Source organism: Duganella sp. CT11-25 (genome assembly GCF_047302815.1).
GTDB lineage: Bacteria > Pseudomonadota > Gammaproteobacteria > Burkholderiales > Burkholderiaceae_D > Rugamonas.
Genome location: NZ_JBKBFD010000001.1, coordinates 7,289,040 through 7,303,338 on the forward strand (window position 1 = coordinate 7,289,040; position 14,299 = coordinate 7,303,338).

The following is a 14,299-nucleotide window of genomic DNA, read 5'->3' on the forward strand; positions in this document are numbered from 1 at the left end:
TTTGCTAGGATGCAAAGCTCTATGAGACCAGCCCGCTATCCCGAACCCATCGCCATGCTGCCGTATATCGGCAAATGGACCTTCATCGCCTGCCTGATCGCGGCGCTGGGCGGCACCGCGTCCGCCTTCTTCCTGTTCGCGCTGGACTACGCCACCCGCTGGCGCGAGGCGCACCGCTGGATCATCTGGCTGCTGCCGCTGGCCGGCTTCGCGGTCGGCTGGGTATATCTGAAAGTGGGCAGCTCGGTCGAAGCGGGCAACAACCTGCTGATCGACGAAATCCACGATCCCAAGAATGTCGTCCCGCTGCGCATGGCGCCGCTGGTCTTGATCGGCACCGTGGTCTCGCATTTGTTCGGTGCCTCGGTCGGCCGCGAAGGCACGGCGGTGCAGATGGGCGGCACGCTGGCCGACCAGCTCACCCACATCTTCCGCCTGCGCCACGCCGACCGCCGCATCCTGCTGATGGCCGGCATCAGCGCCGGCTTCGCATCCGTATTCGGCACGCCGCTGGCCGGCGCCATCTTCGGCCTGGAAGTGCTGGCCATCGGCCGCCTGCGCTACGACGCCATCTTCCCCTGCATGGTCGCCGCCATCGCCGCCGACCAGGTGGGCATGGCCTGGGGCGTGCATCACACCCACTACGCCATCAGCGCCATCGCGCCGATTACCCTGTGGAGCGTGGCCGCCGTGCTGGCCGCCGGCGTCGTGTTCGGACTGGTGGGCATGGCCTTCGCCAAATCCACGCATGCCGCGTCGGGCCTCATGAAGCGCCATATCCCGTATGCGCCGCTGCGCCCGATGCTCGGCGGCGTGGTGGTCGCGCTGGCGGTGTGGTGGCTGGGCACGCGCTACATCGGCCTCGGCATCCCGGTCATCGTCGAATCGTTCGCGCAGCCCGTGGCGCCCTGGGATTTCGTCGGCAAGTTCGCCTTCACCGTGGCCTCGCTGGGCAGCGGCTTCAAAGGTGGCGAGGTCACACCGTTGTTCTACATCGGCGCGACCTTGGGCAACGCGCTGGCGCCGCTGCTGCATCTGCCGTTCGCCATGCTGGCGGGACTGGGCTTCGTCGCCGTGTTCGCGGGCGCCGCCAACACACCGTTGGCATCGACCATCATGGCGATCGAATTATTCGGCCCGCAGATCGGACCCTACGCCGCGCTGGCGTGCGTGGTCGCGTATCTGTTCTCTGGCCACGCCGGCATCTATCGCGCACAGCGCGTCGGCCTGCTCAAGCACCGCCTGCCGCCCGTCGGGCGCGACCGCAGCAAGCCCTAAGCCAGTTCGTCGTGCGGCGCGACCGCCGGCGCCGCGTGCCAATTCTCTTTCGGGATCACATGCGACGTGGCCGGCTCCTGCGTGAAGTGCGGCGAGGTGATCGCCACGCCGTATTCGTTGAACACGTCGATGATCTGCTGGTGCAGCTGGTTCAAGACGTCGGCGCGGCGGCGAGGCGTCTCCACAGTGGAGTAGGCCACCAGGCGGTATTCGGGATAAAAGTCCGACAGCCCGATCTGCATCACATACGGCTTGGGCATGTTGGCGATATCCTCGGTGCGCGCCGCCGCCAGCTCCAGCATCGCGTGCACCTGGCGCCACGGCGTGTCGTAGCCGATGGTGACGGTGGTGTCGAGCACATAGCCGGTGCCCGGATACGCGCGCGAATAATTCTTGGTGGTGTTCGACAGCACCCAGGCGTTGGGCATGGTGATCTCTTCACCGAGGCCGGTGCGCAGGCGGGTCTCGAACATGCCCAGCTCCACCACCGTGCCCTCCGATTCGCCGATGCGCACGTACTCGCCCTTGCGCAGCGAGCGCGCGTACATCAAGATCAAGCCGCTGGCGCCCTGGCCGACGATGCTCGACGCGCCGATCGACACCATCAAGCCCACCAGCACCGACACACCCTGGAACGCCGCCGTCTGCGCGCCGGGCAGGTAAGGGTAGGCCATCGCCAGCGCGAACAGCCAGATCACCACATTGGCGATGCGGCGCGTGGGCGCGGCGGTGTCGCGGTCCAACCATCCCACTTGCAGCTCGCCGCTTTCGACACGCTTGAAGACCGAGCCCAATGTCAGCATCACCAGCCGCGCGATGGCGGCGATGACGGCCACCAACACCAGGCCGGGCAGGGCGTTGACGATGCTCTGGGCGACACCGGTGACGACGTCGATCAGGTAATCCTGCAGCCGCTCGCCCCAACTGCGCGAGTAGGGGATTTTGCCCAGCACGAAAGCGACCCACAGATAGGTGGTGATCAGCCGCAGGCCCCAGATCAGCAGGTTGACCAAGTGGCGCATGAAGCGCACATAGTGTTCGGCGTCGAGCACGCGCACGTTCTTGAGTTTGACCTCGCCGAGACGGTGGCTGATCGCCTGCGCCGAACGGGTGCCGACCCAGCGATGCAGCAGGTACAGGCAGCGCAGGATCACGCCGTAGGCCAGCGTGGCGGCGATGCACAACGCGGCGGCGATCAGCAGGTAGCGCGGGCTGGCCTGTTCGCGGCGCTCCGCCAGCGCCTTGCTCAGCAGCGCCGCACTCTCGGTGGCGACGCTGTCGGTGGTGTCGCCGGCCAGCGGGTTGATGTCGGCCGGCGAGACCAGGAACAGCAGCGCGCCGTCGAGCATCACCTGTGTGCCTTCGTTGATCGGATGGATGCCCGCTTGCTGCGGGCCGTTGCGCGACAGGGCCGCCTCAAGGCGCTTGCGGGCGCCCTCGGCGCGGTCGTCCGGCGAGAAGCCCGACATCGCGGTGCGGAAGGTAAAGATGGTGCGGTTGGCGAAGACCAGCTTGGCCTGGGGTGGGGCGGTGGACGCGGCTGGCGCGGGCAGGGCCGGCGGATCGGCTGCGGCAGCGGCGCCGCACAGCGTGGTCAGCAGCAGGGCGCACAGCAGGCGGCACAGGGCGGTCATAAGCATCCTCAAGGCATCGATGTTAGCAATGATGCCATGTTATCGGATTCAATAGTTGTCGGTATGGCAGTTGGGGGCCGTTCGTGGCATAATATCGGGCTGCGTGGGCTCCGATGGTGAAATTGGTAGACACTGGAGACTTAAAATCTCCCGCCGCAAGGCGTGCCGGTTCGATTCCGGCTCGGAGCACCACCCGCCTGTTTGATCGACATCATAAAACGCCATAAAGCCTTGTGAATCAGGGGTTTATGGCGTTTTTTGTGCATTGGCCATTAAATTAAACTCGGCAAGGACACGGCCCGTATGCTTGCCATTTGGGGGCTCCTCCAACAATTTCTTTGTAAATATTTGTGGACTATCAGCATACTTCGCCATACGCGCTTGCGCCCGCCGGCGACGTCGGCGTCGGGACCATCTACATTTCCGGGGCGATTCACCACAAAAACACCGTGCATACCGTCGCGGCGTCGAGAAGCGCATAATCAACCGACAAGTGGCGGTATTCCGGCCACTCGGCACAAACCGGTTCCGCCACCACAAAGTGCAGCTTCGCATTGGATGCGTCGATAGCCTGCAATCGCAATGCGGAAAATTCAAGAACCCGCCCGCAATGGCGGCTTACGGCTTTGTAAAAACTCTCCTTGGCTGAAAAAGCCATGGTCGCCGCCATCTCATATGGCAGGGCGGCCGAACGCAGAACGCGTTCCTCTTCGGCGCACAGGAATACCGTCGCGGCATCGGCCAGATCCGGCGCCGCCATGCGCCGTTCCACATCCAGGCCCAGTCCATTCCACTGCCCGGAGGGCATGACCGCCGCGATGGCGAGCGAATCGATGTGAGAGATGCTGCCGACCACTGCCGCTGGAAACACGGGCGCGCGCAGCGCATCGCTGCCGATGTTGGTTTCGCCTACCCCGATGGCAAGCAAGGCATGCCGGGCCGCGAGCCGGCCATGGAAGTATTCGCATTGTCGTTTGAGCACGCTGCGGCGTATGTGGACCGGCGCGTTTATTTTTTCCATCGCAAAACGGGCGGTTGAAAACGTCGACGCTTGAAAGTCGATGGCATGAATCAGGCATTGGGACGTTCCCGCCGGTTGTCGCCAGGTGCGGTGGGTGCGTTCGTTATTCATCGGATCGCATGGGATTTCTCGCGCTTGTCTCAAGTCCCCGTTTGCAGCACGACGGGGCGGTTGGCGAGCCAATGCCGCACCCAAGCCGAGAGCAGGTGGGTGCTGCGGTCGCCCAGTAATTTCGCCATCTGTTCAAACGACGCTTCGGTAAAGCGCCGGGTGTGGCTGAAGTTGCGCAGCTTGTCGCGCGTCCATTCATCATAGAGGCATTGAAGCCGGTATTCGGGATGGCCCAGTACGATGTACATCGCGTTGTCATGCGACTCCAGCACCAGCGGGCCATATTCCGCATGTTCGGCGATGCTATGCAAGCGGTCGCCGAGCAGCGGCGCCAGGCTGCTCCGGCGGGGCAGGGCCCATGTGGCGACCGCCATGTGGCACGGCCGATCCAGATAACGGCGGGCGCGCCCCGGATCGCCCGGCGTGAGTTCGGCCACGCCAAACCGCTTTTCGGCGAAGACCTCCTTTTCCACCCCCAGGCTATGCAACAGCGCCAGGCCGCCGAAACAGATCCCCATCAGGGGCACTTGCGCGTCCACGCAGCGGGCGATGATGGCCGATAGCTCCGGCCAGTAGTTGATGTCCTGGAAGTCCAGGTTTTCAACGGGAGCGCCGGTAATGATCAGCATGTCCACCCCGGCGGCGGCGACCTGGTCAAAGGTCCGGTAATTGGCGATGTTGCCCGCGCTGCTGAGATATTGATGGGTCTCCAAGCGAACCGGCTGGAACACGAAGTGATCACCGACATCGGCCAAGGCTTCGCGCAGTTGCGGCTCATAGTCATGCGCCTTCGGCATGATGTTCAGCAATCCGATTTGTAGCTTGGTGTCCTGCATGTCATCTCCAGTGCAAATATTATGCGCAGCTTATTTGCTGCGCTGCGTCATGCGCTTCGCGCGGCGTGCAGCCACGGATCAATGGTGAGGCCGACGCTTCCGCCCCATGCAACGTGCCTTGTGGGATTGCTGTTCCCGGCCGGTGTCGCAAGGGTGGAGGAGCGTGAGCTTGTCATGGGCGTCCGAGCGGCGAACTGCTGCTGCGGGCGCCGCCGCGGCACGGGAAGCGGGTTGCCAATGTCCATATTGTCTTAATATTAGCGCAATGTGAAAATAAAAACATTCTCTCGTTGGGTATTTGCAACATGAAACTTTTTTCAATGTTTCATGCGGTTGAACTCTGACTTTTTATCAACAATTTTCATTCGGTAAATTTTAATAAAAACTGTTTAAAATCAAATGATTGAACTTACTATTAATAAAAAAGTAATTAACTTCATTTTGTATAGTTAATGCCGCGTTACTTGCATTTTGCTATTAGTATTTAGTAAATCTTTCTTGACTAGTTAATATTTGCGCCTTTAACATGGTTTCGCCAGTGGAAATATGGGTACTCGGCTTGGTAAAGATTGTGTCGTTGGCTGTTAAAAGCAGGACCGCGTCACATGCGGTTCAAAAGGCCTTGTTAAGGGTCTGTGTATATTTCTGCGGGGAACTTCTTTCGTGCTCACTTTGCGTGCTCAAAAACAATTCTGGGTTGAAGTATGTATGGTGCTGGGCTTGCTGGGGGCGGCGCTGCTGGGCTTGCGGTCGGCCTCTGTTGCTGCGTCGCAGCATGCGGAGGACGCGCCCGGCGCATTCTCCGCTGGACGCGCGCTGGAGAGCCTGCGCGTGATCGCCCGGGAAAGTCATCCAACCGGAACCAAGGCCAACGCCGATGTGCGCGCCTACCTGCTGGAGGCCCTCAAGGCGCGCGGTGTCGACGCCGAGGTGCAAGAGGGCGTGGGGGTCTATGTCTCGCAATACAAGAACAGCGCCGGCCACGCCGCCAACATCGTCGCCCGGCTGCCGGGGCGGAACGCCGGCAAGGCGGTGATGGTGGTCGCCCACTACGACTCGGCGCAAAACAGCTATGGCGCCGCCGACGACGGGGCCGCCGTGGCGGCCATGCTGGAAACCATCCGCGCGCTGAAATCCGGGCCGCCCCTTGCCAACAACCTGATCTTCCTGTTCACCGACGCCGAGGAAAGCGGGCTGCTGGGCGCGGACGCCTTCGCCGCGCAGGCCTGGGTCAAGGATCAGGTGGCGCTGGTGCTGAATTTCGATTTCCGTGGCAACAGCGGGCCACTGTTGATGTTTGAAACGCATGGACGGAACGGCGGCCTGATTGACGGCCTGGGCCAGGTGCCGCAGCCCAGGGGCAACTCCCTGATGGCGGAGATCTATCGCCGCATGCCCAACGACACCGATCTGTCGGTCTTCAAGCGCCTGGGGTTGCCGGGCATGAATTTCGCCGCCATCGAGCACGCCACCGACTACCACACCGAACTTGATAACATCGCGCGCCTCGACCAGGCCACGCTGGCGCATACCGGCGAGACCATGCTGGCCCTGGTTCGCCACTTTGGCGAGCAGCCCCTGGCGACGATAGGCCAGCAGGGCGAGCGCGTGTATTTCACGCTGCCGGCCGTCGGCCTGGTGTCGTATCCGGTCCTGCTCAACTGGCCACTGGCGATCGGCGCGCTGGTCTTGCTGGCGGCGCTGGTCCGGCGCGACGTGCGCGCCGGCCAGGTAGGCGCGCGCAAGGTGCTGGCGTCGCTGCTGGGCGGCACGCTGGGCCTGGCCGCCTTGTATTTTCTGTGCCAGTCGCTATGGGGCGGCGTGCTCAAGCTGTATCCGGGCTACGGCCGCCTGCTGCTCGGCGAAACCTATAACAGTCCATGGTATGTGGCGGGGTTTGCCCTGCTGGGCCTGCTGATGGCATACCTTATCCACCTGCTCGCCAAGCGCTGGCTCAATCCGCGCGAACAATTCCTGGGGGCGGCGGCGCTATGGTGCCTGCTGCTGCTGCTGGCCACCGTCCTGGTGCCCGGCGCCGCGTTCCTGTTTGCCTGGCCGCTGCTGGCGATGCTGCTGTTCGCCACGCTGCGCGCCGATGCCGGACAGCAGCGGGGCGGCGTCTTTGCCCGGCTGGCTTTATTCCTGCTGGCGGCCTTGCCGGCGATGCTGATCGTCGTGCCGGTGATTCACCAGGTCGCGGTGGCCTTGACGCTCAGGCAGATCGGCGTGGTGATGCTGGTCGAGGGCTTGCTGCTGCTGTTGCTGGTGCCCATGCTCGGCCTGTTCAGCGGCAAGCGTGTACTGCCGCTGAGCCTGGCCGCCGCCGTGGTCTTCTGCTTTGTCGCCGCGGGCACGCGCGCCGCTTTCGATGCGTCCCATCCGGCGCCGAACGCGCTGGCTTTGGTGCAGGGCCCGCAGCAGTATAGCTGGTGGCTGTCGACGGATGACGAACTGGATGGCTGGACCAGCCAGTTCATCGGCAAGGACCGCGTGCGGCGCGAACTGCCGGAAGTATTTGGCGCGCGCAGCTGGGAATATTGGACCGCGCCCGGACCGGCGCTGGCGCTGGCGGTGCCCATCGCCGAGGTCGAGCGCGACGAGCTGACCCCGGCCGGCCGGCAAGTGCGCCTGCGTCTCAAGTCGCCCGACCTGTCGCCGAAACTGGTGGTGGAGGTCGATGGCGCGACGGTGCTGCGCGCCAGATTCGGCGGGCGCCTGGTGTCCGACCAGGCGAACGAGCGCTGGCGCCTGGAGGCCTACGGCATGCCCGCCGACGGGGCATTGCTGGAATTGACGATGGCGCCCTCGGCGGCCATGCAACTGCGGCTGATCGACGTGCGCTACGGCTTGCCTTTGCAACCGCGGCAGCGGCGTCCGGCCGGGATGATCGCCCAGCCCTTCGTCGGCAGCGACACGCTGCAGGTGGTCAGGCTGTTGAACCTCTCGCCGGCTCCGGCGGCCGCCCTTTCTTCCTTGCCCTGATATGCGCAAGCTGCCAAATCAACTGCCCGCGAGCGGTGCGGCGATGGATACGGTCGCACCGATCGCGCCGCGCAAGGCGGCCCGGCGGCGCGTTCTGCCGATCGCGCTGGCGCTGGCGCTGGCCGCCGCCGGGTGGTGGTATTTCACGCCCAGCGGCTTGCGCGTCGCCGCGAAAGAGGTGCGCATGGCACAGGTCAGGCGCGGCATGTTCCTGGACCAGATCATCCTGCGCGCCAGGGCGTTGCCAAGCAAATCCATTGTGCTGGACTCGATCGAGTCGGGCAAGGTGGAGGAATTGTTCGTGCGCGACGGCGCGCCGCTCAAGGCCCAGCAACTGTTGTTCCGGCTGTCGAATCCGCAGCGGCGCCTGGAGTTGCTGGCGCGCGAGGCCGACCGCGCCCAGCAGATATCGAACTTGTCGAACCTGCGGGTGGTGCTGGAGAGCACGCGCACCGAGCATGAGCGGCGCACGGCGGACCTGGCCTACGACCTGAGCGAGGCCGAGAAGGGCCTGGAGCGCACCACGGCGCTGGCGCAGCAGGGCTTCATGGGGCAGGCCACGTTGCGCGACGCGGCCGACAAGGTCGGCAATGTCAAGCGACAGCAGAGCCAGCAATTGCGCAGCTTCGAGGCGGAGCTGGCGATCAAGACCGCCGCGGTCAAGCAGATGGAAGGCGCGATCGCCACGCTGGACTCGGGCTTGACGCTGATGGGACAGGCGCTGGATGCGCTGACGGTGCGGGCGCCGCTGGCCGGGCGCCTGACCGACTTCCATCTGCAGGTCGGCGAAACGGTGCAGTTGGGCCAGCACCTGGGCCGGATCGACGATCCCTCCACCTTCAAGCTGGAGGCCGACATCGACGAGTTCTATCTGCCGCGCATCAAGGAAGGGCAGGTGGCGCAGGCCGGGCATGGCGGCGCCACCTATGCGCTGCACGTGGCCAGGATCTTCCCCCAGGTGAAAGACGGGCGCTTCAGGGCGGAATTCGAATTCGCGGCGCAACAGCCCGGCGGCATCAGCCCGGGACAAGCCCTGGATGTGACGCTGTCGCTCGGCGAGCCGGCCGACGCGCTGCTGTTGCCGAACGGCGCCTTCGTGAACGACGCGGGCGGGGCCTGGGTCTATGTGGTCGGCGCCGACGGCGGCACGGCGACGCGCCGTCCGGTGCGCCTCGGGCGGCGCAGCACCGCTCAGGTGGAGGTGTTGTCCGGCGCCCAGCCGGGAGAGCGCGTCATCGTGTCGTCGTACGCCGCTTTCGGCGGCGCCGCCAAGCTGCTGTTGGACAAGTAAGGCAAGCACTGTATCGGCAATCACGTAAAGAGGACAGCTATGTTGAATTTGAAGAGCATCAAGAAACTCTACCGCGCGGGCGACGTGCTGACCGCGGCCCTGCGCGACGTCAACCTGGAGATCGCGCGCGGCGACTATGTCGCCATCACGGGCCCCTCCGGCTGCGGCAAGTCCACCCTGCTCAACATCCTGGGCTTGCTCGATGTGCCGGACGAGGGCCGCTACGAGTTCGACGGCCGGGCGGTGGAGGGCTTGAACGAGCGTCAGCTCAACGAGCTGCGCCGGGGCAGGGTGGGGTTCATTTTCCAGAGCTTCAACTTGATCGAGGAATTGACCGTCGCCGAGAACGTCGGGCTGGCGCTGGAATACAGCGGCGCGCCCGACCAGCGCGAGCGGGTGGCACAGATGCTCGACAAACTGGGCATGGCCCACCGCGCCGGGCATTATCCGTCGCAGTTGTCGGGCGGCCAGCAGCAGCGCGTCGCCATCGCGCGGGCCCTGGTGGCCCGGCCGCTGCTGTTGCTGGCCGACGAGCCGACCGGCAATCTCGACCAGGCGCACGGCGAGGAAGTCATGGCGCTGCTGAAAAACATCAACGACGAGGGCACCACCGTGGTGATGGTCACCCACTCGGTCGAGCACGCGGCGCAGGCGGGCCGCACGGTCCATATGCTGGACGGCAGCATCCTGTCCGACGAGGTCAGGCAGGCGGCATAAGGTGGCGTGGCAACGACAGGCGGCTTTGGGGGAGTGATATGCATAGGCAGGATTTTCATGTGGGATGGCGGCAACTGCGCAAGCAAGGCGCATACTCGGCCGTGGTGATACTCGGGCTGAGCGTCGCGATCGCGATCGTCTTTTTGCTGCTGGGTTTTGTGCGGTTTTCCTTCAGCTATGACGCGCATGTGCCGCAGGCCGGGCAAGTCTACCTCGTCAACACCAAACTGAATTTCAGCGAAGCGAGCCAGAACTGGACGCAGGAAAGCCCGCTGGCGATCGTCGCGCAACTGCGGCAGAGCGGCGTGGCGGTGCAGGCCAGCGCCTATCTGCAGCAAACCCGTTCGGTGGTGGTGGGAAGCCAGGTGCAGGAGCTGGACCTGCACCTGGTCGATCCGGCTTTCGTCGACGTGTTCGGCGTGAAGGCGCAGCAGGGCGACCTGCGCGCCACGCTGGGCAGGCCCGATGCGCTGGCCGTCACGGCCGATACCGCGCGCCAGTTGTTCGCCGACCAGCCGCCGCTGGGCCAGGTGGTGCGGATCGCCGGGCGCGCCTACACCGTGGGCGCGCTGCTGCCGAACCCGCCGGCCACCACCACCGTTCCGTACCGGATACTGGCTGGCGTGCAAGGCACCATACTGGCGCCGGAAAAACGCGCCGACCTGCTGAGCAACTGGGCCGCGCTCGACGGCCGGGTCTATCTGCGCCTGGGCGAGACGCTCGGCGCGGCCGGCGTGACGCGGCAGTTGCAAGACGCCGCCGACCGTTCGCCGCTGCGCAACAGCGTGCCGCCGGAGGTGTTGACGCAGCTGGGCGAGCGCAAGCTGCTGGAAACCCGTCTGATTCCGTTGCGCGACGCCTATTTCCGCGACGATGTGCAATTCGATGTCAGCGAGCGCACCCATGGCGACCTGCGCGCGATGCTGGGCCTGTGCGCGGTGGCCGCGGTGATCCTGGCGCTGGCGGTGTTCAATTTCGTGAGCCTGTCCACCGTGCGCACCCTGCGCCGCCAGCGCGAGATCGCCGTCCGCAAGGTGCTCGGGGCGCCGATGGTGCGCATCGTCGGCTTGTTCCTGGCCGAGTCGGTGATGACCGCGCTGGGCGCGGCGGTGCTGGGATTGCTGCTGGCGTGGGCGCTGCAGCACCCGTTCGCCAGCCTGGTCAATCGCACCGCGCTGCAACTGTTCGACGTCGCCGGCGTGCTCGCCTGCCTGCTGGGCAGCGTGCTGCTCGGCCTCGCCGCCGGCGCCTATCCGGCGTGGGTGGCCTTGAACGTGCGGCCGACCCAGGCCCTCGCCGGCCGCGACAACGCCGAAACGGCGAGCGGCCAGTGGCTGCGCCGCGCCTTGACGATCGTGCAGTTCGGCGCCGCCATGTGCCTGAGCGGCTGCTGCATCGCGATCGCCTGGCAAACCTACTACATGGCCCGGTCCAGCCCGGGCTTCGATCCCGCGCCTTTGCTGCAGGTGGAACTGGTGCCGTCGACCAACCTGGGCAGCGAAGTCAACCGCAGCTTCCGCGACGCCGTCGCGCGCCTGCCCGGCGTCACCGAAGTGGCGGCCGCGCACGAGATTGTTGGCCGTCATCGCGTCAAGCAGCTGGAGCACATTCGCCGCCCCGGCGGCGCGGCGGTCAGCATGACGCTCAAGGGCGTCAGCGGCGAGTTCTTCGCGGCCTACGACGTGGGCGCGCTGGCGGGACGGGTGTTCAGCGCCAAGCTCGACCAGCCCGGCACCGACGCCGTGGTGGTCAACGCGCGCGCCGCCGCCGCCCTGGGTTTCGATTCGGCGCAGGCGGCGGTCGGGCAGTACGTCCAGGATGGCGACGGCGGCAATCTGCGGGTGGTGGGAGTGGCCGGCGAGATGCGCCACACCTCGCTGCGCGAAACCGGCGAGCCGGTGCTGTACTTCCTGGCCCAGGCCACCCGCGTGCTGACCGTCCGCACCGAGGGCGGGCGCGCCCCGGTGGCCGAGGCGATCGAAGCATTGTGGAAGCGGCATTTCCCGCAGGATGTCCTGCATTTGTCGACGGGCGAGGCCGCCTATGCGCTGGATGCGGAAGACGACGCCCGCATCGCCGCCATGCTGGCCGTGTCGACGGTCGTCGCCAGCCTGATCGCCGGCTTCGGCATCTATGTGCTGGCGGCCTATGCGGTGCAGCGGCGCAAGCGCGAGATCACGGTGCGCAAGCTGTTTGGCGCGCGCTCCTGGCAGATCGCCGCCTTGCTCGGCAAGGAATTCACGCTGATCGTCGCGGTCGCCGCCGCCGTTGGACTGCCGCTGGCGGCCGTCATCATCCATCGCTACCTGCTGGACTTCGTCGAACGGGCGCCGATCGGCGGCTGGCCGCTGCTGGCGGCGCTGGCCGCGTCCTGCCTGGTGGCCGCGGCGGCGACGTCGCGCCACACGCTGGCGGCGATCCGCATGCGGCCCAGCCTGTCGCTGCGCGATTGACGTCGGGCATCCCGCTGACTCTTCATGGCTTAAGCCGGAACCTCTCCCATGCCTACTTTCAACCACCTACTTTGCCAGCGCGGCCGGGACCAGGCCGACCTGGTCGCGTATCGCTTCTTCTCGCCGGGCACCGGACAGCCGGAGGAATTGACTTATGGCGCGCTGGTGGCGCAAGCCCAGGCCATGGCCGCGCGCCTGCAGGCGGCGGGCATGGCCGGCAACTGCGTCTTGCTGGTGTGCGAAACCCAGCGCTGCTTCGTGCTGGGCTTCTTTGCCTGCCTGCTGGCCGGCGTGATCGTGGTGCCGACGGCGCCGCCGCGTCGTCACGTCGCGCAGGACCGCTTGAGTTTGCTGGCGCGCGACGCCGGTTGCCGCCATTTGCTGTGCGACTACGCCTTGCCGCCGATCGAGGACGGCCACGGGGGCGTGCTGGCCGTGGGCGACCTGCGCGCCTGGCAGGCCACGGCGCAGTGTGACGGATGGCGCGCGCGCTGGCAGGCGCCCGAGGTGGAGGCCGCCACCACCGCGTTTTTGCAATACACCTCGGGCTCGACCGGAGATCCGAAGGGCGTGATGGTCAGCCATGGCAATCTGGTCAGTAATTGCGCCGACATCCGGCGCGCGATGGACATCGGCCCCGGCTCGTCGATCCTGGTCGGACTGCCGCTCTACCACGATATGGGCTTGATCGGCGGCGTGCTGCAATCCGCGTATGCCGGCTGCACCTCCCACTTCATGTCGCCGTCGGAGCTGGTCCAGTTCCCCGAGCGCTGGCTGCGGCGCCTGTCGGATTACCGCATCACCCACAGCGGCGGGCCCAACTTCATGTTTGAGCTGGCCGCGCGCAACGTGGAGCCGGAGGAACTGGAGGGCGTGGACTTGCGCGCCTGGGAGGTGGCGTTCTGCGGCGCCGAGCCGATCCGCGCCGGCACGATGGCGCAGTTCGTCCAGCGCTTCGCCGCGCATGGCCTGCGGCCGGGCGCCTTCTATCCCTGCTACGGCATGGCGGAGTCGACCCTGTTCATCACCGGCCACCGCGTCGGCGCCGCGCCGGCCGTCAGCACGCTGCACGGCCGCCCGGTCGTCGATTGCGGCGCGCCGCAGCCCGGCGCGTGCGTGGCCGTCGTCGATCCCGCCAGCGGCCTGGAGCTGGCCGATGGCGCCGAGGGCGAGGTGTGGGTCGCCTCGGCCAGCGTGGCGCAGGGCTACTGGCGGCGTCCGGCCTTGAGCGAGGCGATCTTTGGCGCGCAACTGGCGGGGCGGGGCGGCGTGCGCTTTTTGCGCACCGGCGACCTGGCTTATCGCGACCAGGGGGGGCTCTACATCACCGGCCGGCTGAAGGATGTGCTGATCCTGTATGGCAAAAAGTATGCGCCGCAAGACATCGAGGACGCGGCGCTCGGCCACCCGGCGTTGCGCCGGGACGGCGGCGCGGCGTTCACGGTGACGGCGGGCGAGCGGGAGCGGCTGGTGGTGGTGGTGGAGGTCGAGCGGACCTGGATGCGGCGGCTGGACCAGCATCCGGCCATCGTGCAGGCGCTGCGGGCGGGCGTATCGGCGCAGCACGGCGTGCACGTGGATCATGCCGTGCTGATACGGCCCGGCGCCTTGCCGCGCACGTCCAGCGGCAAGGTGCGGCGCAGCCAGTGCCGCCTCGATTACCTGGCCGGCGCGCTGGATGTTGTGGGCACGGTGGCCGAACCCGCGTGACCGGGCTTATTTCATGACTCTTGAGGAAAAGATGAGCAAGACTGAACAACTGTTGTTACTCACACTGGCACACCTGTTGAAGGCGCCCGCCGAATCGCTGTCGCTGACCGTCCCCATCGACGAGCAGGGCGTCGACTCCTTCCTGGGCTTGCGTTTTGTGCGCGCCATCCAGAAGGCGACCGGCTTTGAACTCGACCTGACGACCTTGACCGACCGCCCCACCTTGCAAGAGCTGGCCGCGTTGATCGACGCCCGTCCCTGACCCT

Annotated in this window: 10 protein-coding genes and 1 tRNA gene; 8 read left to right on the plus strand and 3 right to left on the minus strand. The window is 66.0% G+C overall.

What is annotated here, in order from left to right; all coding sequences use genetic code 11:
- Positions 1 to 21 precede the first annotated feature (21 nt).
- Complete coding sequence (locus ACEN9F_RS31945; protein WP_413426897.1) at positions 22 to 1,278, plus strand: voltage-gated chloride channel family protein; 1,257 nt, start codon at positions 22 to 24, stop codon at positions 1,276 to 1,278.
- Here ACEN9F_RS31945 and ACEN9F_RS31950 read toward each other — a convergent pair.
- The gene (locus ACEN9F_RS31950) at positions 1,275 to 2,912 is read right to left on the minus strand and encodes a mechanosensitive ion channel family protein (RefSeq protein WP_413426899.1); all 1,638 of its coding nucleotides are present in this window, start codon (positions 2,910 to 2,912) and stop codon (positions 1,275 to 1,277) included. The two genes, ACEN9F_RS31945 and ACEN9F_RS31950, sit on opposite strands and share 4 nt — an antisense overlap.
- A gap of 107 nt (positions 2,913 to 3,019) precedes the next feature.
- Between ACEN9F_RS31950 and ACEN9F_RS31955 the strand changes: the two genes are divergently transcribed.
- A tRNA-Leu gene (locus ACEN9F_RS31955) sits at positions 3,020 to 3,104 on the plus strand.
- Positions 3,105 to 3,345: 241 nt separating this feature from the next.
- Here the strand turns inward: ACEN9F_RS31955 and ACEN9F_RS31960 are convergent.
- Positions 3,346 to 4,044, minus strand: coding sequence for a 4'-phosphopantetheinyl transferase family protein (locus tag ACEN9F_RS31960; protein ID WP_413426901.1), 699 nt, complete (start codon positions 4,042 to 4,044; stop codon positions 3,346 to 3,348).
- Positions 4,045 to 4,073: 29 nt separating this feature from the next.
- Complete coding sequence (locus ACEN9F_RS31965; RefSeq protein ID WP_413426903.1) at positions 4,074 to 4,880, minus strand: homoserine O-acetyltransferase/O-succinyltransferase family protein; 807 nt, start codon at positions 4,878 to 4,880, stop codon at positions 4,074 to 4,076.
- A gap of 708 nt (positions 4,881 to 5,588) precedes the next feature.
- On the opposite strand from ACEN9F_RS31965, the gene ACEN9F_RS31970 reads away from it, so the two are divergent.
- Genes ACEN9F_RS31970 through ACEN9F_RS31995 form a run of 6 tightly spaced genes read left to right on the plus strand, consistent with a single transcriptional unit; the run spans position 5,589 to position 14,295 of the window.
- Positions 5,589 to 7,862: a M20/M25/M40 family metallo-hydrolase gene (locus ACEN9F_RS31970; RefSeq protein ID WP_413426905.1), complete on the plus strand. Its 2,274-nt coding sequence runs from the start codon at positions 5,589 to 5,591 to the stop codon at positions 7,860 to 7,862.
- A 43-nt stretch (positions 7,863 to 7,905) separates the two neighbouring features.
- Entirely contained in the window at positions 7,906 to 9,153 is a 1,248-nt protein-coding gene (locus ACEN9F_RS31975; protein ID WP_413426907.1) for an efflux RND transporter periplasmic adaptor subunit, read from the plus strand.
- A gap of 39 nt (positions 9,154 to 9,192) precedes the next feature.
- Positions 9,193 to 9,870, plus strand: a complete 678-nt coding sequence (locus ACEN9F_RS31980) for an ABC transporter ATP-binding protein (protein WP_413426909.1) — start codon at positions 9,193 to 9,195, stop codon at positions 9,868 to 9,870.
- A gap of 59 nt (positions 9,871 to 9,929) precedes the next feature.
- Positions 9,930 to 12,323: an FtsX-like permease family protein gene (locus ACEN9F_RS31985; protein ID WP_413426911.1), complete on the plus strand. Its 2,394-nt coding sequence runs from the start codon at positions 9,930 to 9,932 to the stop codon at positions 12,321 to 12,323.
- A gap of 48 nt (positions 12,324 to 12,371) precedes the next feature.
- Positions 12,372 to 14,033: a fatty acyl-AMP ligase gene (locus tag ACEN9F_RS31990; protein ID WP_413426912.1), complete on the plus strand. Its 1,662-nt coding sequence runs from the start codon at positions 12,372 to 12,374 to the stop codon at positions 14,031 to 14,033.
- A 31-nt stretch (positions 14,034 to 14,064) separates the two neighbouring features.
- Positions 14,065 to 14,295 carry an acyl carrier protein gene (locus ACEN9F_RS31995; RefSeq protein ID WP_413426914.1) on the plus strand — a complete coding sequence of 77 codons (231 nt, stop codon included), beginning with the start codon at positions 14,065 to 14,067 and terminating at the stop codon, positions 14,293 to 14,295.
- Positions 14,296 to 14,299 lie beyond the last annotated feature (4 nt).